The organism is Chitinilyticum piscinae, from assembly GCF_015223195.1.
GTDB lineage: Bacteria > Pseudomonadota > Gammaproteobacteria > Burkholderiales > Chitinibacteraceae > Chitinilyticum > Chitinilyticum piscinae.
Window position 1 is genome coordinate 53,605 of sequence record NZ_JADFUA010000013.1, and the last position, 20,476, is coordinate 74,080.

The 20,476-nt window shown below is 61.0% G+C and carries 14 protein-coding genes, 1 tRNA gene and 1 pseudogene; 10 read left to right on the plus strand and 6 right to left on the minus strand.

Annotation, left to right across the window (positions count from 1 at the left end):
- Positions 1 to 94 precede the first annotated feature (94 nt).
- The gene (clpB, locus tag INR99_RS15790) at positions 95 to 2,680 is read left to right on the plus strand and encodes an ATP-dependent chaperone ClpB (protein ID WP_194117342.1); all 2,586 of its coding nucleotides are present in this window, start codon (positions 95 to 97) and stop codon (positions 2,678 to 2,680) included.
- 110 nt (positions 2,681 to 2,790) lie between these two features.
- Here the strand turns inward: clpB and gap are convergent, their stop codons facing one another.
- The 3 genes from gap to edd form a co-directional block, all read right to left on the minus strand.
- A complete protein-coding gene (gene gap, locus INR99_RS15795; RefSeq protein ID WP_194117343.1) occupies positions 2,791 to 3,792 on the minus strand; it encodes a type I glyceraldehyde-3-phosphate dehydrogenase in 1,002 nt (333 codons plus the stop codon).
- 215 nt (positions 3,793 to 4,007) lie between these two features.
- On the minus strand, positions 4,008 to 4,631 hold the full coding sequence (locus tag INR99_RS15800) for a bifunctional 4-hydroxy-2-oxoglutarate aldolase/2-dehydro-3-deoxy-phosphogluconate aldolase (protein WP_194117344.1): 624 nt from the start codon (positions 4,629 to 4,631) through the stop codon (positions 4,008 to 4,010).
- Between the two features lie 96 nt (positions 4,632 to 4,727).
- Positions 4,728 to 6,551 carry a phosphogluconate dehydratase gene (gene edd / locus INR99_RS15805; RefSeq protein ID WP_194117345.1) on the minus strand — a complete coding sequence of 608 codons (1,824 nt, stop codon included), beginning with the start codon at positions 6,549 to 6,551 and terminating at the stop codon, positions 4,728 to 4,730.
- Between the two features lie 310 nt (positions 6,552 to 6,861).
- Here edd and zwf point away from each other — a divergent pair, with 310 nt between their 5' ends.
- From zwf to lpdA, 7 genes are all read left to right on the plus strand, one after another.
- Complete coding sequence (gene zwf, locus INR99_RS15810) at positions 6,862 to 8,316, plus strand: glucose-6-phosphate dehydrogenase (RefSeq protein WP_194117346.1); 1,455 nt, start codon at positions 6,862 to 6,864, stop codon at positions 8,314 to 8,316.
- Between the two features lie 81 nt (positions 8,317 to 8,397).
- Positions 8,398 to 9,096 carry a 6-phosphogluconolactonase gene (gene pgl / locus INR99_RS15815; RefSeq protein WP_194117347.1) on the plus strand — a complete coding sequence of 233 codons (699 nt, stop codon included), beginning with the start codon at positions 8,398 to 8,400 and terminating at the stop codon, positions 9,094 to 9,096.
- A 98-nt stretch (positions 9,097 to 9,194) separates the two neighbouring features.
- Positions 9,195 to 10,040, plus strand: coding sequence for a transcriptional regulator HexR (gene hexR / locus INR99_RS15820; protein WP_194117348.1), 846 nt, complete (start codon positions 9,195 to 9,197; stop codon positions 10,038 to 10,040).
- Between the two features lie 73 nt (positions 10,041 to 10,113).
- Positions 10,114 to 11,760 carry a glucose-6-phosphate isomerase gene (gene pgi / locus INR99_RS15825; protein WP_194117349.1) on the plus strand — a complete coding sequence of 549 codons (1,647 nt, stop codon included), beginning with the start codon at positions 10,114 to 10,116 and terminating at the stop codon, positions 11,758 to 11,760.
- A 122-nt stretch (positions 11,761 to 11,882) separates the two neighbouring features.
- Complete coding sequence (aceE, locus tag INR99_RS15830) at positions 11,883 to 14,540, plus strand: pyruvate dehydrogenase (acetyl-transferring), homodimeric type (RefSeq protein ID WP_194117350.1); 2,658 nt, start codon at positions 11,883 to 11,885, stop codon at positions 14,538 to 14,540.
- Between the two features lie 78 nt (positions 14,541 to 14,618).
- Positions 14,619 to 16,241 carry a dihydrolipoyllysine-residue acetyltransferase gene (gene aceF, locus INR99_RS15835; protein ID WP_194117351.1) on the plus strand — a complete coding sequence of 541 codons (1,623 nt, stop codon included), beginning with the start codon at positions 14,619 to 14,621 and terminating at the stop codon, positions 16,239 to 16,241.
- A 75-nt stretch (positions 16,242 to 16,316) separates the two neighbouring features.
- Positions 16,317 to 18,098 carry a dihydrolipoyl dehydrogenase gene (lpdA, locus tag INR99_RS15840; RefSeq protein ID WP_194117352.1) on the plus strand — a complete coding sequence of 594 codons (1,782 nt, stop codon included), beginning with the start codon at positions 16,317 to 16,319 and terminating at the stop codon, positions 18,096 to 18,098.
- 163 nt (positions 18,099 to 18,261) lie between these two features.
- Here lpdA and INR99_RS15845 read toward each other — a convergent pair whose 3' ends face one another.
- The 3 genes and pseudogenes from INR99_RS15845 to INR99_RS17950 form a co-directional block, all read right to left on the minus strand.
- Positions 18,262 to 18,651, minus strand: a complete 390-nt coding sequence (locus INR99_RS15845; RefSeq protein WP_194117353.1) for a hypothetical protein — start codon at positions 18,649 to 18,651, stop codon at positions 18,262 to 18,264.
- An 87-nt stretch (positions 18,652 to 18,738) separates the two neighbouring features.
- Positions 18,739 to 19,056 carry a c-type cytochrome gene (locus INR99_RS17945; protein ID WP_373308307.1) on the minus strand — a complete coding sequence of 106 codons (318 nt, stop codon included), beginning with the start codon at positions 19,054 to 19,056 and terminating at the stop codon, positions 18,739 to 18,741.
- A pseudogene (locus tag INR99_RS17950) lies at positions 19,030 to 19,491 on the minus strand (c-type cytochrome); the annotation flags it as partial. The pseudogene INR99_RS17950 and the gene INR99_RS17945, both read right to left, overlap by 27 nt.
- A 161-nt stretch (positions 19,492 to 19,652) precedes the next feature.
- Here INR99_RS17950 and INR99_RS15855 point away from each other — a divergent pair.
- Both INR99_RS15855 and recX read left to right on the plus strand, forming a co-directional pair.
- Positions 19,653 to 19,729, plus strand: a tRNA-Arg gene (locus INR99_RS15855).
- Between the two features lie 205 nt (positions 19,730 to 19,934).
- Positions 19,935 to 20,411, plus strand: coding sequence for a recombination regulator RecX (gene recX, locus INR99_RS15860; RefSeq protein ID WP_194117355.1), 477 nt, complete (start codon positions 19,935 to 19,937; stop codon positions 20,409 to 20,411).
- Positions 20,412 to 20,476: the final 65 nt, after the last annotated feature.

Below are 20,476 nucleotides of genomic sequence, written 5' to 3' on the forward strand. Positions count from 1 at the left end.
CCGCTACCGCACCGTATACACAGCCTGACGCTTGAAATGCGTGGCAGGCAAACCCATCTATGGCTATGACCATGAATTAAAGAGGGTTTTCACCATGCGACTCGATAAGCTCACCACCAAATTCCAGCAGGCCCTGTCAGACGCACAAAGCCTGGCACTGGCCAATGACAACCCGGCCATCGAGCCGGTGCACGTGCTCGCGGCCCTGTTGGCGGATCAGGACTCCGGCGCCCCGGCGCTGCTGGCACGCGCCGGCGTCAATGTGCAGGCGCTGAAAAACGCGCTGGATGGCAAGATCAAGCAGCTCGCCAAGAATGTCAGCGGCGACCACGACATCAGCATTGGCCGAGATCTGGGCAATCTGCTCAATGCCACCGAAAAACTGGCCATGAAGCGCAACGACCAGTTCATCGCCAGCGACCTCTTCCTGCTGGCGCTCACCGGCGACAAGGGCGACGCCGGCAAGCTGCTCAAGGAGCACGGCGGGCAGACCAACTCGATTGAAGCCGCCATCAACGCCGCGCGTGGCGGCGAAGCCGTCAACAGCGCCGATGCCGAACAACAGCGCGAAGCCTTGTCGAAATACACCGTCGATCTGACCGAGCGCGCCAAGGCCGGCAAGCTCGACCCGGTGATCGGCCGCGACGACGAAATCCGCCGCGCCATCCAGGTGCTGCAGCGCCGCACCAAGAACAATCCGGTGCTGATCGGCGAGCCGGGCGTGGGCAAGACGGCGATCGTCGAAGGGCTGGCGCAGCGCATCGTCAACGGCGAAGTGCCCGACTCGCTGAAATCCAAGCGGGTATTGGTTCTGGACCTCGCCTCCCTGCTGGCTGGCGCCAAATACCGCGGGGAGTTTGAGGAGCGCCTGAAAGCCGTGCTCAACGAACTCGCCAAGGATGAAGGCAACAACATCATCTTCATCGACGAGCTGCACACGCTGGTCGGCGCCGGCAAGGCCGATGGCGCGATGGATGCCGGCAATATGCTCAAGCCCGCACTGGCGCGCGGCGAGCTGCACTGCATTGGCGCCACCACGCTCGACGAATACCGCAAATACATCGAAAAGGATGCCGCGCTGGAGCGCCGCTTCCAGAAAGTATTGGTGGACGAACCGAGCGTCGAGGCCACCATTGCCATCCTGCGCGGCCTGCAGGAAAAGTACGAAATCCACCACGGTGTCGACATCACCGACCCGGCCATCGTCGCCGCCGCCGAGTTGTCGCACCGCTACATCACCGACCGCTTCCTGCCGGACAAGGCCATCGACCTGATCGACGAAGCCGCCAGCCGCATCAAGATGGAAATCGATTCCAAGCCGGAAGTCATGGACAAGCTCGAACGCCGCATGATCCAGCTGAAGATCGAGCGCGAAGCGGTCAAGAAGGAGAAGGACGAAGCCTCGCAGCGCCGCCTGGCGCTGATCGAGGAAGAACTCGAACGCCTGCAGCGCGAGTTCAACGATCTGGAAGAAATCTGGAAGGCCGAAAAAGCCTCGGTGCTTGGCAGCCAGGCCATCAAGGAAGACATCGAGAAGCTGAAAAACCAGATGGAAGCGCTCAAGCGCGAAGGCGTTTGGCAAAAAGTGTCCGAGCTGCAATACGGCGAACTGCCGGCACTGGAGGCCAAGCTGAAAGCCGCCGAAGCCAGCGAGGCCGGTGGCAGTGACAAGCCGAAGCTGCTGCGCACCCAGGTCGGCGCCGAAGAAATCGCCGAGGTGGTCAGCCGCGCCACCGGCATTCCGGTCAGCAAGATGATGGAAGGCGAGCGCGACAAGCTGCTGAAAATGGAAGACGCGCTGCACCGCCGCGTGGTTGGACAACACGAGGCGGTTACGTTGGTGGCGGACGCCATCCGTCGTTCACGCTCGGGTCTGGCCGATCCGAACCGGCCGTATGGCTCCTTCCTGTTCCTCGGCCCCACCGGCGTCGGCAAGACCGAACTCACCAAGGCGCTGGCGGCCTTCCTGTTCGATACCGACGAGCACATCATCCGGCTCGACATGAGCGAATTCATGGAAAAACACTCGGTGGCGCGGCTGATCGGCGCGCCGCCGGGATATGTAGGGTATGAGGAAGGCGGCTATCTCACCGAGGCCGTCCGCCGCAAGCCCTACTCGGTCATCCTGCTCGACGAGGTCGAGAAGGCCCATCCGGACGTGTTCAACGTGCTGCTGCAGGTGCTCGACGACGGGCGCCTCACCGACGGCCAGGGTCGCACGGTGGATTTCAAGAACACCGTGATCGTGATGACGTCGAACCTCGGTAGCCAGCACATCCAGATGATGGCAGATTCAGATTACCAGGTGGTCAAGCTCGCCGTGATGGCCGAGGTGAAGACGCATTTCCGCCCCGAGTTCATCAACCGCATCGACGAGGTGGTGGTGTTCCACGGCCTGGATCAGGCGGCCATCCGCAATATCGCCCGCATTCAACTCGGCCGGCTGGAAGCGCGGCTGGCGCAGATGGACATCAGTCTCATCTGCAGCGATGCCGCGCTCGACCTGGTGGCGGAAGCCGGCTTCGATCCGGTGTATGGCGCGCGGCCGCTGAAGCGCGCGATCCAGCAGCAGATCGAGAATGTATTGGCCAAGGAGTTGCTCGCCGGCCACTTCGGCCCGAAGGACGTGATCCGGGTCGATGCCAGCGAGGGCAGGATCAGCTTCAGTCGCGAACGCTGAAACAACAGCAGGCGGGTATCCGCCCGCAAGCCAATCACTCAATAAGCTGCAAGGCAATACCTAACAAAAAACCCGCCGAAGCGGGTTTTTTGTTGGTGCTTGATGGCGAATTACTTGGCCATCACGCGAACCATTTCCAGCACCTTGCTGGAATAGCCCCACTCGTTGTCGTACCAGGCCACCAGCTTGACGAAGGTCTTGTCCAGCGCGATACCGGCGTCGGCATCGAAGGTGGAAGTGCAGGCTTCGCCACGGAAGTCGGTCGAAACGACCTTCTCGGTGGTGTAACCCAGCACGCCCTTCATGTCGCCCTCGGAAGCGGCCTTCATGGCGGCGCAGATGTCAGCGTAGGAGGCTTCCTTTTCCAGCTCGACAGTCAGATCAACCACGGATACGTCGGAAGTCGGAACGCGGAAGGCCATGCCGGTCAGCTTGCCCTTCACTTCCGGAATCACCACACCCACGGCCTTGGCAGCGCCAGTGCTGGACGGGATGATGTTTTCCAGAATGCCGCGGCCACCGCGCCAGTCCTTGTTCGACGGGCCGTCAACGGTCTTTTGCGTTGCAGTCGCCGCGTGCACGGTGGTCATCAGGCCGCGCTTGATGCCGAAGTTGTCGTTGATGACCTTGGCGATCGGTGCCAGGCAGTTGGTGGTGCAGGATGCATTGGAGATGATGGCCTGACCGGCGTAGGTCTTGTCGTTCACGCCGTACACGAACATCGGAGTGTCGTCCTTGGACGGTGCGGACATGATGACCTTCTTGGCGCCGGCAGCAATGTGCTTCTCGCAGGTTTCCTTGGTCAGGAACAGGCCGGTGGACTCAACCACGATGTCGGCACCGATGTCGCCCCACTTCAGTTCAGCCGGATCTTTCACGGCGGTCAGGCGGATGGTCTTGCCGTTCACGACCAGATTGCCGCCTTCCACCTTCACGTCGCCCTTGAACTTGCCGTGCACGGAGTCGTGCTTGAGCATGTAGGCGAGGTAGTCCGGCTCGAGCAGGTCGTTGATACCAACGATTTCGATGTCATCGGCGAAGTTGTAGACAGCAGCGCGGAAAACCATGCGGCCGATACGGCCAAAACCATTGATACCTACTTTGATAGCCATGGATCATCTCCAGAAATAGAGGATGGAACGATATACGAGACGGTTAAGCATGCAGCAGGCCGGGCAGCCTGCCTTTGTGCCATGACAAAAAACCGTCAGATTCTTGCATGCGGGTCAGGAACTGTCGGCCGGATGGTGCAGCGCGACACGACAAGCCCTGATTCTAGCAGGATGCCGGCACATGCCAAGCGCATGCACCGGCCGGATGCGGAGAATTACGGACGCAGCGCAGCCGCTTCGCTGGCGAGCTTGGTGATAGTTGCCCAGTCGCCGGCCTTGACGGCATCTTTCGGGCACAGCCAGGAGCCACCAACACAGCCGACATTCGGCAGTGCCAGCAGCTTTGGCGCCGATTCCAGCGATACGCCACCGGTCGGGCAGAACAGCACTTGCGGCAGCGGGCCGCCCAGCGCCTTCAGCATACCCAGACCACCAGCCTGCTCGGCCGGGAACAGCTTCATGGCGTCAAAACCTTCTTCCATTGCGGCAATCACTTCGGAAGCGGTATGCACGCCCGGCAGCAGCGGCATGCCGGCTTCACGCGCCGCCGCAGCCAGCTTCGGGGTCAGACCCGGGGTCACGGCAAACTTGGCGCCAGCGGCCTTGGCCTGAACGAACTGCTCCGGACGGACCACGGTACCCACACCGACGATGGCATCCGGCACCGCATCGGCAATCGCCTTGACGGCATCCAGCGCAACCGGGGTACGCAGGGTGACTTCCAGCACCTTGATGCCACCGGCCACCAGTGCGCGGGCCAGCGGAACTGCGGTATCCAGGTCTTCAATCACGATGACCGGCATGACCGGGCAGGAACGCATGATCTGTTTGATATCCATGAAGCTCATCTCTTGGTTGGTGTTCTTGATCAGGCCGTCCTCGACGGCCGCACTTGGTATTCGAATACTGGGCTGCCCTGCGGCAAAACCACCGGCTCAGTGAGCCAGCCCCAGCGAAATTGCGCCCTCTTCCGCGCCAGTGGCCGCCGCACGGAAGGATGCAAACAGCTCGCGCCCCATGCCGTGGCCATTGCCGGCCAGGTCCGCTGTCGCCACCTCACGGGCAGCCCATTCGGCCGCGTCTACCTTGGCCGCCAGCTCGCCGGTTTCGGCATTCAGCAGAATCACGTCACCGGTGCGCACCTTGCCCAGCGGACCGCCGGATACGACTTCCGGGGTAATGTGGATGGCGGCCGGCACCTTGCCCGACGCGCCGGACATGCGGCCGTCAGTCACCAGCGCCACCTTGAAGCCGCGATCCTGCAGCACGCCCAGCGGCGGGGTCAGCTTGTGCAGTTCCGGCATGCCATTGGCACGCGGCCCCTGGAAGCGCAGAACGGCGATGAAATCCTTTTCCAGCTCACCGCGCTTGAAGGCCGCCAGTACATCATCCTGATCATCAAAGACGATGGCCGGCGCTTCCACGACGCGATGCTCCGGCGCCACCGCGGACACCTTGATCACCGCGCGCCCCAGGTTACCCGCCAGCAGCTTGGTGCCGCCATCTGCGGCAAACGGGTTGCTCGCTGGGCGCAGCACGCTGTCGTCGCTGCTTTGTGCCGGCGCTGCACGCCAGACGGCCTCGCCATTTTCCAGGAAAGGCTCGTCGGCATAACGACGCAAGCCATGCCCGACAACGGTCCACACGTCTTCGTGCAGCAAACCGGCATCGAGCAATTCACGGATCAGGTAGCCCATGCCGCCAGCTGCATGGAAGTGGTTCACGTCGGCCGAGCCGTTGGGGTACACCTTGGCCAGCAGCGGGATGATGCCGGAGAGGTCGTTAAAATCCGACCAGTCGATGATGATGCCGGCTGCACGGGCAATCGCGATCAGGTGGATGGTGTGATTGGTCGAGCCGCCGGTCGCCAGCAGGCCGATGATGCCGTTGACAATGGCCTTTTCATCAATGACCTTGCCGACCGGAATGAATTCATTGCCCAGCGAGGTAATGGCCGCAGCCCGCTTGGCAGCGGCACGGGTCAGCGCCACGCGCAATTCGGTACCCGGATTGGTAAAGGCAGCTCCCGGCAGGTGCAGGCCCATGATTTCCATCAGCATCTGATTGGAGTTGGCCGTACCGTAGAACGTACAGGTGCCGGCACCGTGGTAGCTGCCCTCTTCGGAAGCCAGCAGCGCATCACGCCCCACCTTGCCTTCGGCAAACAGCTGGCGGGTCTTGGCTTTTTCCTTGTTGGAGATGCCGGAGGTCATGGGACCGGCCGGCACGAAGATGGTCGGCAGATGGCCAAACTGCAGGGCGCCCATCAGCAAGCCCGGCACAATCTTGTCGCACACGCCCAGACAGAGGGTGGCATCGAACATATTGTGCGACAGCGCCACGGCGGTCGACATGGCGATCACGTCACGGCTGAACAGCGACAATTCCATGCCCGGCTGGCCTTGCGTCACGCCATCGCACATGGCTGGAACACCGCCAGCAAACTGGGCGGTCGCACCGACCGCATTGGCGGCAGCCTTGATGATCGCCGGATAGGTTTCGAAGGGCTGGTGCGCCGACAGCATCTCGTTATACGCAGACACGATGGCGATATTCGGCTGGCGCATCTCGCGCAGCATGATCTTGTCGTTTTCCGGCATGGCCGCCCAGGCGTGCGCCTGATTGGTACAGGCCAGCCCCTTGCGCACCGGCTCCTTGCTGGCCGCTGCCTCGAGTCGGGCGAGGTAACGACTGCGCGACGGTTGGCTACGGGCAATGATGCGATCGGTAACTTCGGCCAGGCGAGGATGCAGCGGCATGGGTGACTCCGGTTCATTAAGGTGGACGCCTGATTTGGCGCCTCGTAGATTGAGCGTAGTTTTACTACAATCGAATGCTTGCAGCAACCGGAAAACGCTGTATTTTTAACATTTTGCAGTGCAGCAAAACCCTTATTCCATCAAGGCTTGCCGCCGCAAACCCTTGCAGGACACAGCGCACCCCGCTCAGCGCATTTTCGTTTGCACCAGCCTTCGCCAATGTAGTAGGATTACAACGACTTACAGCCTGAAAAACTGGCTCACCCCGACCTGCCCGTCCAGGCCGGCCCACCAAGGAAGGATTTCAACGATGACTGCAATTCAAGCGTTCGACATGGTGCTGTTCGGCGGCACCGGCGATCTGGTTATGCGCAAGCTGCTGCCGGCCCTGTACCACCAGCATCAGGAGGGCAACCTCCCCGCCGAAGGGCGCATCATCTGTCTGGGACGCAGCGCTTCCGACACCAAGGCCTATCTGGACAAGGCCCATGGCCTGGCCAAGGGCTACCTGGGCAAGGCTTACAACGAGACCGACTGGCAGACTTTTGCCGATCGCGTGATTTTCCACAAGGTCGACGCCGGCAACACCGATGATTTCAAGGCCCTGGCCGAAACCCTGAATACCTTCCCGGATCGCAGCCGCGTCTACTACCTCTCGACCGCTTCCGACCTGTTTGCCCCGATCTGCAAAAACCTCGACGCGGTGGGCCTGAACACCCCGAACTCGCGCGTGGTACTGGAAAAACCGCTGGGCCATGACCTGGCCTCCGCGCGCAAGATCAACGACGAAGTCAGCGTCTACTTCGAAGAAAACCAGATCTACCGTATCGACCACTATCTGGGCAAGGAGCCGGTGCTGAACCTGATCGCTCTGCGCTTTGCCAACACCCTGCTGGAGCCGCTGTGGCGCCGCGAATGGATTCGTGACGTACAGATCACCGTGACCGAGCAGGTCGGCGTCGAAACCCGTGCCGACTTCTACGACAAGGCGGGCGCACTGCGTGACATGATCCAGAACCACCTGATCCAGTTGATGACCATCGTGGCCATGGAGCCGCCGGCCTCGATCGACGCTGACGCGGTTCGCGACGAAAAGCTGAAGGTGCTGCGCGCGCTGAAGCCGCTGACTCCCGAAACCCTGCACACCAACGTCGTGCGCGGCCAGTACCGTGCCGGTGCGGTCGCCGGCAAACCGGTACCGGGCTATCTGGAAGAACCGGGCGTTCCGGCTGACTCCCACACGGAAACCTTTGTGGCCCTAAAGGCCGAGATCCAGACCTGGCGCTGGGCCGGCGTACCGTTCTTCCTGCGCACCGGCAAGCGCCTGCAGGATCGCATCGCCGAAATCGTGATCAATTTCCGCGAAGCTCCGACCTCCATCTTCGGCAAGGTTGCCGCCGGTGCCAACAAGCTGGTCATTCGCCTGCAGCCCGACGAGTATGTGCGCATGTACCTGCTGGCCAAGGAGCCGGGCAATCGTCCGCGCCTGCGCCAGGTGCATCTGGATCTGGACTTCAAGGAAACCTTCACCACCCGCTCGCCGGAAGCCTACGAACGCCTGCTGATGGACGTCATCCGCGGTGATCTGTCGCTGTTTGTGCGCCGCGACGAACAACGCGCCGCGTGGATGTGGGTTGAGCCGATTCTCGAGCACTGGCGCAACAGCAACGAACCGCCAAAGCCCTACACCGCCGGCACCTGGGGCCCGGCCGCTTCGTCGGCCCTGCTCTCGCGCGATGGGCTGTGCTGGCACGAAGAGGCCTGATCCAGCAAGGCCGACCCGTATGCAATGCGTACGGGTTTTCCCCTATCCCGTGCTACACTCGCACACCGGAGGTTTATTTTCATGTCGCTGACATGGCATCAATTCGCCAAGAAAGAAGAGCTTGACCAGCAGCTGGCTGGATTCATCGCAGAACGCCTGCGCACCGCGATTGCACGCGATGGCCGCGCCAGCCTCGCCGTGTCCGGCGGCCGCACGCCGGCCGGCATGTTCCGCGCACTGCAGGCGCTGGAGATCGACTGGCAGCAGGTGGACATCACGCTGGTCGACGAGCGCTGGGTTCCCAATGACCATGCCGACAGCAACGAGCGCCTGACGCGCGAAAACCTGCTGCAGGGCCCTGTCGCCGCCGCCACCTTCCACTCCATGGTGAATGATGCGGCAACGCCGCATGATGGGCTGTCGGGTATCGAGGCACGCCTCAGCAACATGAAGACTCCCATTGACATACTCATCCTGGGCATGGGCGACGATGGCCATACGGCTTCGCTGTTCCCGCAGGCTCCGGAGCTGGAAGCCGCCTGTGCATCCACGGCACTCGTTGCCGCGATCAACCCGGTCACAGCCCCCCACCTGCGCATCACCCTGACCCTGCCGGCAATCGCCGCCGCCGCGGCAATCGCCGTGCACATCACGGGCGACAGCAAGAAGACCCTGCTGGAAACGGCGCTGGCAGAAGACAAGCCGCTGACCGAACAATACCCGATCCGTCGCGTACTGGATCGGGTTGCCGGCAAGGCGCACGTGTTCTGGGCCGCCTGACCTCCAGCATGCCAGCCGCCAGCGTCCGCATCGTTTTTTCCTTCCGGCCCAGCCCCCTACCGGGGTCTGGCGCCCGCATCCGAGAGTGAGAGCCCACCATGCTCGAACGCATCAAAAGCATGCTGGACAGTCTGTCCAAATCCGAACGCAAAGTTGCCGAGTTCGTCATTGCGCAACCCAATCTGGTGGCCAATGCGCCGATTGCCCAGATTGCCGAATTGTCCGGCGTTTCCCAGCCCACCGTCATCCGCTTCTGCCGCTCGCTGAATTGCTCCGGCCTGCAGGATTTCAAACTGCGCCTCACGCGCAGCCTCGTATCCGGCGTTCCTTACGTGCATTCGATGGTGTCGAGCGATGACTCGGCGCATGATCTGGCCAAGAAGCTGTTCGACAACAATATCTCGCACCTGCTGCGGTGCCGCAACGAGCTCGACACCGAAGCGCTTGAGCGCGCCATCCGGGTGCTGTCGAACACCCACAAGATCGAGGTCTGGGGGCAGGGTCAGTCCGGCGCCGTAGCCATTGATGCGCAGAACAAGTTTTTCCGCCTGGGCGTGCCGACCGTTGCCTATACTGATCCGCACATGCACGGCATGAGTGCTTCGATGCTCAAGCCGGGTGACGCCGTGGTGGCCATCTCCAACTCGGGCCGTACCCTCGACCTGATTCGCTCGGTGGAAATCGCCCGCGATGCGGGGGCAGACGTCATCGGCATCACCCACTCGAAATCGCCCCTGGCCAAGCGCTGCAATATCTGCCTGTACGCCGATACCATGGAAGATCCGGATCTTTACACCCCGATGATCACCCGCATCGTGCACCTGGTGATCATTGACGTGCTGGCTGTCGGAGTGGCGCTCAAGCGCGGCCCGGAGCTGATCGACCAGCTGGAAAAAATGAAACGCAACCTGAAGGAAAAACGGGTACGCGGCCATGAGCACTGAAAACAAGAAGAAAAGCGGCCCCCGCCGCAACACCACAAGCAAGAACGATACAGAAAAGAAAGGAAGCCAGTCGATGTCCACCCTGACCCAGTCGCCAGCCTGGAAAGCCCTGGAAGATCACTATCAAGCGATCAAGGGCGCAAGCATGCGCGATATGTTTGCCAACGACCCGCACCGTTTCGAAAAATTCTCGATCGAATCGGGCGGCCTGTTCTTCGATTTTTCGAAGAACCGCGTGACCGAAGAAACCATGCGTCTGCTGTTCGAGCTGGCCCGCCAGTCCGGCCTGCAGGAGCGCATCAACAACATGTTCTCCGGCGAGAAAATCAACATCACCGAAAAGCGCGCCGTTCTGCATTCGGCGCTGCGCAACCTCGACAAGAACCCCATCATGGTGGATGGCGAGGATGTGATGCCCAAGGTCAACGCCGTCAAGGAAAAGATCGGCGAGTTCTCCGACAAGGTACGCTCGGGTGAGTGGCTGGGCTACACCGGCAAGGCGATTACCGACATCGTGAACATCGGCATCGGCGGCTCCGACCTTGGCCCGCTGATGGTCTGCCAGGCACTCAAGCAATACGGACACGCACGGATCACGATGCACTTCGTGTCGACCGTCGACGGCGACCAGATCGTCTCCACGCTGAAGGACCTGAACCCGGAAACCACGCTGTTCATCGTGGCCTCCAAGACCTTCACCACCCAGGAAACCATCACCAACGCCAAAACCGCGCGCAAGTGGTTCGTCGCGCATTCCGGCGATGAAAAGGCCATCGCCAAGCACTTCGTCGCCGTGTCGACCAATGCCAAGGCGGTCGCCGAATTCGGTATCGACACCGAAAACATGTTCGAATTCTGGGACTGGGTCGGTGGCCGCTACTCGTTGTGGTCGGCGATCGGTCTGCCGATCGCGATCTATCTGGGCAAGCACAACTACCAGGATCTGCTGCACGGTGCCTACACCATGGACCAGCACTTCCAGGGCAAGCCCTTCGAGCAGAACCTGCCGGTCATCATGGGCCTGCTGGGCGTCTGGTACATCAACTTCTTCGGCGCCAAGACCCATCTGGTTTCGCCGTACAACCAGTGCCTGTACCGCTTCCCCGCCTATCTGCAACAGCTGGACATGGAATCCAACGGCAAGACCGTGGACCTGAACGGCAACCGCGTCGACTACGCCACCGGCCCGGTCGTCTGGGGGGATACCGGCATCAACGGCCAGCACGCTTACTACCAGTTGCTGCATCAAGGCTCGCAACTGGTCCCGATCGACTTCATCGCCACCATCGAGCATCCGGAAATTCCGGAGCCGCACAACACCATCCTGATGGCCAACTTCTTCGCGCAGACCGAAGCGTTCATGCGCGGCAAGAATGAAGCCGAGGTGCGTGCGGAGCTCGACAAGATGGGCATCAGCGGCGAAGCGCAGGAAGCGCTGGTCCCGCACAAGATCTTCGAAGGCAACCGTCCGACCAACACCATCCTGATGCAGCGTCTGACGCCGCGTCGCCTGGGTGCGCTGATTGCACTGTACGAGCACAAGATTTTCGTGCAGGGCACGGTCTGGAACATCAACTCCTACGACCAGTGGGGTGTTGAACTGGGCAAGCAACTGGCCCGCGCCATCGAAGGTGACCTGACGACACCGGGCCTGACCACCGGCCACGACGCGTCAACCAATGGCCTGATCAATTACTACAAGCGGAACGCACCGCGCTAAGCGCCGGACTGACCGATCGTCACCTGGCAAAAATTACCGCCATGGGTATACCCATGGCGGCTTGTCACGGCAAGAATTCGTGACTTATACCCCATAACCACTCACAAGGTAGAGAGCACAACATGGCTGAATTTCACGATCTGGATCCCCAAGAAACCCGGGAATGGCTGGATGCACTGGATGGTGTTTTAGAGGCAGAAGGCGCAGAGCGTGCGCACTTTCTGGTTGAGAAGCTGGTCGATCATGCGCGCCAGGATGGAGTGAACATTCCGTACACTGCCACCACCGCGTACATCAACACCATTCCGGCTCACCTGCAAGCCAAACACCCGGGCAAGCCGGATCTGGAAGAGCGGATTCTCGCGTACACCCGCTGGAACGCAGCAGCCATGGTCGCCAAAGCCAACCGTGACCCGGCCGAGCCGGGCGGCCACATCTCCTCGTTTGCCTCTGCCGCTACCTTGTATGACGTGGGCTGGAACCACTTCTGGCACGCCGCCAATGACAATCACGGCGGTGATCTGGTGTACTTCCAGGGTCACAGCGCTCCGGGCATGTACGCCCGCGCGTTCCTTGAAGGCCGCATCTCGGAAGATCAGCTGAACAAGTTCCGTCGCGAAGTCGACGGTGACGGCCTGTCCTCCTACCCGCACCCGTGGCTGATGCCGGACTTCTGGCAATTCCCGACCGTATCGATGGGCCTGGGTCCGCTGATGGCGATCTATCAGGCCCGTTTCATGAAATACCTGGACGACCGCGGCTTTACCCAGAAGGGCGACCGCCATGTCTGGTGTTTCTGCGGCGACGGCGAAATGGACGAACCGGAATCGCTGGGTGCGATTTCGCTGGCCGGCCGTGAAAAGCTCGACAACCTGATTTTCGTGATCAACTGCAACCTGCAGCGCCTGGATGGCCCGGTACGCGGCAACGGCAAGATCATCCAGGAACTGGAAGGCGATTTCCGTGGTTCGGGCTGGAACGTAATCAAGGTCGTCTGGGGTTCGGGCTGGGACGCGTTGCTGGCACAGGACAAGAAGGGCCTGCTGCAAAAGCGCATGATGGAAGTCGTCGACGGCGAATACCAGACCTACAAGTCCAAGAACGGCGCTTACGTGCGCGAGCATTTCTTCGGCAAGTATCCGGAGCTGCTGGACATGGTTGCCGGCATGACCGACAACGACATCTGGAAACTGACCCGTGGCGGCAACGACCTGTTCAAGGTGTATGCAGCCTACAAGGCGGCCGTTGAGCACAAGGGTCAGCCGACCCTGCTGCTGGTCAAGACCGTGAAGGGCTTCGGCGTTGGCGCTGCCGGCGAATCGCAGAATACCGCACACAACACCAAGAAGCTGGGCGACGACGATCTGCTGCATCTGCGCGACCGCTTCAACATTCCGCTGTCCGACGAAGAGGCCAAGGCCTGCACCTTCTATCGCCCGTCCGAGGATAGCCAGGAATACAAGTACATGATGGAGCGCCGCGCTGCGCTGGGCGGATTCATTCCGTCCCGCAAGCCGGTCAATGAGCCGCTGGAAGTACCGGGGCTGGACGCCTTCAAGGCCATGCTGGAAAGCTCCGGCGAACGCGAAATGTCCACCACCATGGCCTTCGTGCGCATTCTGAACACGCTCGTGAAGGACAAGCAGATCGGCAAACGCATCGTGCCGATCGTTCCGGACGAATCCCGCACCTTCGGTATGGAAGGCATGTTCCGCCAGCTGGGCATCTGGTCACACGTCGGCCAGCTGTACGAGCCGCAGGATGCCGACCAGCTGATGTTCTACAAGGAATCCAAGACTGGCCAGATCCTGCAGGAAGGCATCAACGAAGCCGGCGCGATGTCCGACTGGATTGCCGCAGCCACTTCGTATGCCAACCACGGCCATACGATGATTCCGTTCTACATCTACTACTCGATGTTCGGCTTCCAGCGTATCGGCGATCTGGCCTGGGCGGCGGGCGATCTGCGTGCCCGCGGCTTCCTGGTCGGCGGCACGGCCGGTCGCACCACGCTCAATGGCGAAGGCCTGCAGCACCAGGATGGCCACGGCCACCTGTTTGCCGAATTCATCCCGTCGTGCGTTTCCTATGATCCGACCTTCGCCTACGAGCTGGCCGTGATCGTGCAGGACGGCATGCGCCGCATGTATCAGAATCAGGAAAACATCTATTACTACCTGTCGGTGATGAACGAAAACTACGCCCACCCGGCCATGCCGGCAGGCGCGGAAGAAGGCATCCTGAAGGGGATGTACCTGTTCCAGGAAGGCGACAAGAAGGCCAAGCTGAAGGTGCAGCTGCTGGGTTCCGGCACCATCTTCCGCGAAGTCATCGCCGCCGCCGAGCTGCTGAAGGCCGACTTCGGCGTGGATGCCGACATCTGGTCGTGCACCAGCTTCAACGAACTGCGTCGCGACGGCCAGGCCGCCGTGCGCCACAACATGATGAATCCGCTGGGTGAACAGCAGGTTCCGTACGTGTCCAAGCTGCTGGAAGGCCGCTCGGGTCCGTTCATTGCCTCCACCGACTACAAGCGCACCTACGCCGACCAGATCCGCGAATACGTTCCGGGCAAGTACGTCGTACTCGGCTGCGACGGTTTCGGTCGCTCCGATTCCCGTCAGGCGCTGCGCCGCTTCTTCGAAGTGGATCGCTACTACGTTGCCGTGGCTGCCCTGCGCGCCCTGGCCGACGAGGGCAAGATCGGCAAGGACGTGGTGGCCCAGGCCATCGAAAAGTACGGCATCAACGCTGCCAAGCCGGCACCGTGGACGGTATAAGCCCGGACGCCAATAACCGGTTAGCCTCTGGAAACATACCCGAGGGGAGGACACCCCTCCCCCTCACAAGGATTCGCTATGAGCAACATCATTGAACTGAAAGTCCCGGACATCGGCGGCCACGAAAACGTTGACGTCATCGAAGTCATGGTCAACGTCGGCGATACCATCGAAGTCGAACAATCGCTGATCACGCTGGAAACCGACAAGGCCACCATGGAAGTCCCCGCCAGCCACGCCGGCGTGGTGAAGGAAGTACGCATCAAGGTTGGCGACAAAGTCTCCGAGGGCAGCGTCGTCGTCGTGGTTGAAGCATCGGCCGGCGCAGCCGCTCCGGCTCCGGCTGCTGCTCCGGCTCCTGTTGCCGCCCCGGCAGCCGCACCTGCCCCGGCTGCTGCAGGTAGCGCCAGCATCGAAGTGAAAGTTCCGGACATCGGCAACTTCGACGCGGTTGAAGTCATCGAAGTCAACGTCAAGGTGGGCGACACCGTGGCGATCGACGACAGCCTGATCACTCTGGAAAGCGACAAGGCCAGCATGGAAGTGCCATCCACCGCCGCCGGCGTTGTGGAAAGCATCGCGATCAAGGTCGGCGACAAGGTCTCCGAAGGCAGCCTGATTCTGGTGGTCAAGGGCGCCGGCGCCGCAACCGCCGCCCCGGCGGCAGCCCCCGCTCCGCTTGCCGCTGCCGCGCCTGCTCCGGCCGCAGCGGTCACTGCTCCGGCTCCGGTTGCAGCCAGTGCGCCGGCCAAGATCGACGACGCGGCCTTCCTGAAGGCCCACGCATCCCCGTCGGTACGTCGCTTTGCGCGTGAGCTGGGAGTCGATCTGGCCAAGATCGGTGGCAAGGGTCCGAAGGGGCGCATCCTGCATGAAGACGTGCAGTCCTATGTGAAGGCCGTGATGAACGGCACCGCTGCCGCTCCGGTGGCCGCTGCAGCCGCTGCCGTTGGCGTGTCCGCCGGCGGTCTGGACCTGCTGCCTTGGCCGAAGGTCGACTTCGCCAAGTTCGGCGAGGTGGAAGTCAAGCCGCTGTCGCGCATCAAGAAGATCTCCGGTGCGAACCTGCATCGCAACTGGGTGATGATCCCGCACGTCACATTCAACGACGAATGCGACATTACCGAACTGGAAGACTTCCGCAAGACCATTGGCAAGGAATGGGAAAAGTCCGGTCTGAAGCTGTCGCCGCTGACCTTCATCATCAAGGCCGCCGCCGAAGCCCTGAAGGCCTTCCCGGAATTCAACGCCTCGCTGGATGGCGACAACCTGGTGCTGAAGAAGTACTACCACATCGGCTTTGCCGCCGACACCCCGAATGGCCTGGTGGTTCCGGTCATCAAGGATGTCGACCAGAAGGGTCTGAAGCAGATCTCCAAGGAGCTAACCGAGCTGTCCGGCCTGGCCCGCGAAGGCAAGCTGAAGCCGACCGACATGCAGGGCGCAACCTTCACCATCTCCTCACTGGGTGGCATCGGTGGCACCAGCTTCACCCCGATCGTGAATGCGCCGGAAGTGGCCATCCTCGGGGTGTGCAAGAGCCAGATCAAACCGGTATGGAATGGCAAGGAATTCGCACCGCGCCTGATGTGCCCGCTGTCGCTGTCGTTTGATCACCGCGTGATCGACGGCGCTGCGGCAGGCCGCTTCACCGTGTACCTGGGCCGCCTGCTGTCGGACGTCCGCCGTCTGGTTCTGTGAGGCATCCGCAGGGTATAGCCACGCAAGCAATACCCTGCAATAGCTCTCACCACATACCCCTCACAGGATACAAACATGAGCAATCTGATTGAACTGAAAGTACCGGATATCGGCGGCCACGAAAATGTGGACATCATCGAAGTGTTCGTGAAAGCAGGCGACACCGTAGCCGTGGAAGACAGCCTGATCACGCTGGAAACCGACAAGGCCACCATGGAAGTGCCGGCCAGCCACGCCGGTGTCATCAAGGAAGTTGTCGTCAAGGTCGGCGACAAGATTTCCGAAGGCGGTGTGATTGCGCTGGTGGAAGCCGCTGGTGCGGCCGAGGCCAAGCCTACCGCAGTTGCGCCAGCACCAGCTCCCGCGGCGGCTCCGGCTCCTGCGCCGGCAGCACCGGTTGCCGGCAGCTACACCGGCCCGGTCGACATTGAATGCGACATGCTGGTACTGGGTGCCGGCCCCGGCGGCTATTCCGCGGCCTTCCGCTCTGCGGATCTGGGCATGAAGACCATACTGGTCGAGCGCTATGGCACGCTGGGCGGCGTATGCCTGAACGTAGGCTGCATTCCGTCCAAGGCGCTGCTGCACAACGCGGCGGTGATCGACGAAGTGGCTCACCTCGCATCCAACGGCATCAAGTTCGGCAAGCCCGAAGTGGATATCGACGCGCTGCGCGGTTACAAGGAAAAGGTCATCAACAAGCTCACCGGTGGCCTCGCCGGGATGGCCAAGATGCGCAAGGTCGAGCAGGTGCGCGGCATCGGCGCCTTCCTGGATGCCTACCACATGGAAGTCCAGCTTTCTTCCGGCACTGGCAAGGACCTGACCGGCGAGAAGAAGGTGGTCAAGTTCAAGCAGGCGATCATCGCGGCAGGCTCGCAAGCGGTCAAGCTACCCTTCATCCCGAACGATCCGCGCATCGTCGATTCGACCGGCGCGCTGGAACTGAAGAGTGTTCCCAAGCGCATGCTGATCATCGGCGGCGGCATTATCGGCCTGGAAATGGGCACGGTCTATTCCACCCTGGGCGCACGCCTGGACGTGGTCGAACTGTCCAACGGGCTGATGCAGGGCGCGGACCGTGATCTGGTCAAGGTCTGGCAGGACTGGAACAAGCACCGCTTCGACAACATCATGCTGGAATCGAAGACCACCTCGATTGAGCCCAAGGAAGATGGCGTCTGGGTCACCTTCGAAGGTCCGAAAGTACCGGAAGGCCCGCAATGCTACGATCTGGTGCTCTACTCCACCGGCCGTGCACCGAACGGCAAGAAGATTGGCGCCGACAAGGCCGGCGTGTATGTCGACGAACGCGGCTTCATCCCGACCGACAAGCAGATGCGCACCAACGTGCCGCACATCTTCGCCATCGGCGACATCATCGGCCAACCGATGCTGGCGCACAAGGCGGTGCACGAGGCCCACGTTGCAGCAGAAAATGCCGCAGGTCACAAGGCCTTCTTCGATGCGCGCGTGATTCCGGGCGTGGCCTATACCGATCCGGAAGTAGCGTGGGTCGGCCTTACCGAAGACCAGGCCAAGAAGGATGGCATCAAGATCACCAAGGGGGTATTCCCGTGGGCGGCATCCGGCCGTGCGATCGCCAACGGCCGCGATGAAGGCTTCACCAAGCTGATTTTCGATGCCGAAAACGGCCAGATTCTCGGTGGTGCCATTGTCGGCCCGCACGCGGGTGACATGATCGGTGAAGTCTGCCTGGGCATCGAAATGGGCGCGGATGCGGTAGATATCGGCAAGACCATCCACCCGCACCCGACCATGGGCGAATCGATCGGCATGGCCGCTGAAGTCGCCAAGGGCGTGTGCACCGACCTGCCTCCGCAGCGCAAGAAGTAGTACTGCAGCGCAAACAAAAACCGCAGCATCAGCTGCGGTTTTTGTTTGGTCTTGATTTGCATAGGCTTGTTACACATGCAGCCCAAGAATGATCGGGAATGAAGACCAATACCCTCGCCAACTCAAGCATGAAGCCGTTCAAATACTACACGTACACACACGCCTACTCGCTATCTCCGATACCTTCCGGCAGTGCATTGAAAACAGCCAGTAGCATCGGTCGCGTGTATTGCTCGACAGGATCAAGCGTGGGTGCGTCACCAGGATGGTGATACTCACCAGCATCGAACGCACGGTAAATGGCGAAGGCTAGCGGAGGATAGCTGTTTTCCAGCAAAGTCCAGAACTCTGTTTGCGTCATCACCGCCAACAGGTGATTCAATGCGACATCGCCCTGATCAAATTGCAAACTCCCTTGCAAAAAACGTCGGGCAATCTCGACCGCCAGAACATCACAGGCCTGTGGCAAAGAACAGGCATGGGCCGAGCAAAAGCGACTGAGGCACTTCAGGCTCAACTCTTCTGCGACAGTCTTGGCCAGCAGATCGTTCATAATTCTTGATTCCCCAGTCTGGCAAAATTTCAGACAAACAAAAACGGCAGCCGCAGCTGCCGTTTCCTTATCCCGCAAAGCGCGGAATTATTTGCTGGCGCGGATCATGTACAGCGCAGCAGCTTTGAATTCCTCATCGGAGCCGCTGTAGCCCCCCTTGGGCGGCATCGCGTTCAGGCCCTTCAGCCCGATCGCTACGGCAGCATCTTCGCCATCCTTCAGACGCGGAGCCCAGGCAGCCTTGTCACCGAACTTCGGCGCGCCGCTGATACCGGCAGCATGACAGGCAACACAGACCTGGCCATAGATTTCCTTGCCCTTGGTGGCAGGATCAACGGCAGCACCACCAGCAGCGCCTGTCGCAGCCTTCGGCTCTTCGAACTTGGCCCCTGCGGCATTGGCCATGTAGGCCACGGCGCGCTTGATTTCATCGTCGGTGAGATCTGCGCCACCACCACGAGCCGGCATGGCATTGAAACCTTCGATGGCGTGCTTCACCAGAGTTTCATAGCCCTTACCAATACGAGCAGACCAGTCAGCCGCATCCTTGTACTTAGGCGCCCCTTGAGCACCTGTTGCGTGACAGGAGAAGCACAGCGATTCGTAAACAGCCTGGCCGCTACGGGTGCCCGGCGCGCCACCGGCGACCACCTTCTCGGCACCGACCTGAGCAACCCGCGCCGTTACTGCTGATGCAGTCATGGTCGGGCTGGCGAGGTTTACACCGCTACCGCTGGTGAAGAGCTTGTAAAGAAGGTAAACCAGAATTACCAGACCGGCGACGATGACCGCGAACAAACCCGCGAGTCCCTTGCCTGCTGCTCCGTTGGAACCGCTCATGCTGCATCCCTTTATCTTTGTTGAATCATTCGGTTGTGATACAGGGGTAATAATACCCCTGTGTGGTAACCGGCAATTATACTGGTATTCCTGCAGCCGACAAACCGCCAAGACGGTGGACGTATCGCGGCAAACACGCTAACATCGGCGTCCTCTCTTTTGCACCCATAGCTCAGTTGGATAGAGTGTCAGTTTCCGAAGCTGAAGGTCGCAGGTTCGATCCCTGCTGGGTGCGCCATTTTGAAGGGGTTGCAGGATATTCTTGCAACCCCTTTTGTTTTTGCGATTCCCGTGATGATCAGTTATGCAAACACAGACAGACGGGTTAACCATCATGACCGAAGGCGATACGAAGCAACACCCGATCAGATGTCTACAAAAAAAGCCTCTGCCGAATCGGACTCTACTAAATATCCAAATATTGAATGAGGAGTAATCACTTAATGACCGACCTCCTCCAGACCCTGCGCAACAAGGCCCTCGCGCTGCTGGCCCGCCGCGAATACTCGCGTGCCGAACTGCGGCAAAAGCTGCTGCGCGCGGCGGGCGAGGATGGCGCGGAGCTGGTCGAACAGGTGCTCGATGATTTCAAAGATCGCAATTGGCTGTCGGACGAACGCTTTGCCGAACAATGGGCAAGCCAGCGCAGCGCGCGCTACGGCCAGAACCGGCTGCGCCAGGAGCTGCGCATGAAGGGCGTCACCGGCGAGGTGCTGGAAAACGCGCTGGCCGAGCACGCGCAGGACGAAACGGCGGCGGCAAGGCGGCTGTGGCAGAAGAAATTCGGCGCACCGCCAGCGGATGCCAGGGAGCGGGCCCGGCAACTGCGCTTCCTGCTCGGGCGCGGCTTCAGCAGCGACGTCGCCTACCGCGTCATCGGCGGCAGCGGCGACTGGGATGAGGATGCCATTCCCGATTGACGGGCAGTCGCAAAGTCACCCCTTGCTTCGCCAGCCCCCTGTCGGGCACGGACGTTCCCCCTACA

Excerpts from the sequence above, each read along its gene's own strand:
- clpB (WP_194117342.1), top strand. The coding sequence starts at position 95 with ATGCGACTCGATAAGCTCACCACCAAATTCCAGCAGGCCCTGTCAGAC.
- gap (WP_194117343.1), bottom strand. The coding sequence starts at position 3,792 with ATGGCTATCAAAGTAGGTATCAATGGTTTTGGCCGTATCGGCCGCATG.
- INR99_RS15800 (WP_194117344.1), bottom strand. The coding sequence starts at position 4,631 with ATGGATATCAAACAGATCATGCGTTCCTGCCCGGTCATGCCGGTCATC.
- edd (WP_194117345.1), bottom strand. The coding sequence starts at position 6,551 with ATGCCGCTGCATCCTCGCCTGGCCGAAGTTACCGATCGCATCATTGCC.
- zwf (WP_194117346.1), top strand. The coding sequence starts at position 6,862 with ATGACTGCAATTCAAGCGTTCGACATGGTGCTGTTCGGCGGCACCGGC.
- pgl (WP_194117347.1), top strand. The coding sequence starts at position 8,398 with ATGTCGCTGACATGGCATCAATTCGCCAAGAAAGAAGAGCTTGACCAG.
- hexR (WP_194117348.1), top strand. The coding sequence starts at position 9,195 with ATGCTCGAACGCATCAAAAGCATGCTGGACAGTCTGTCCAAATCCGAA.
- pgi (WP_194117349.1), top strand. The coding sequence starts at position 10,114 with ATGTCCACCCTGACCCAGTCGCCAGCCTGGAAAGCCCTGGAAGATCAC.
- aceE (WP_194117350.1), top strand. The coding sequence starts at position 11,883 with ATGGCTGAATTTCACGATCTGGATCCCCAAGAAACCCGGGAATGGCTG.
- aceF (WP_194117351.1), top strand. The coding sequence starts at position 14,619 with ATGAGCAACATCATTGAACTGAAAGTCCCGGACATCGGCGGCCACGAA.
- lpdA (WP_194117352.1), top strand. The coding sequence starts at position 16,317 with ATGAGCAATCTGATTGAACTGAAAGTACCGGATATCGGCGGCCACGAA.
- INR99_RS15845 (WP_194117353.1), bottom strand. The coding sequence starts at position 18,651 with ATGAACGATCTGCTGGCCAAGACTGTCGCAGAAGAGTTGAGCCTGAAG.
- INR99_RS17945 (WP_373308307.1), bottom strand. The coding sequence starts at position 19,056 with ATGGCCAATGCCGCAGGGGCCAAGTTCGAAGAGCCGAAGGCTGCGACA.
- recX (WP_194117355.1), top strand. The coding sequence starts at position 19,935 with ATGACCGACCTCCTCCAGACCCTGCGCAACAAGGCCCTCGCGCTGCTG.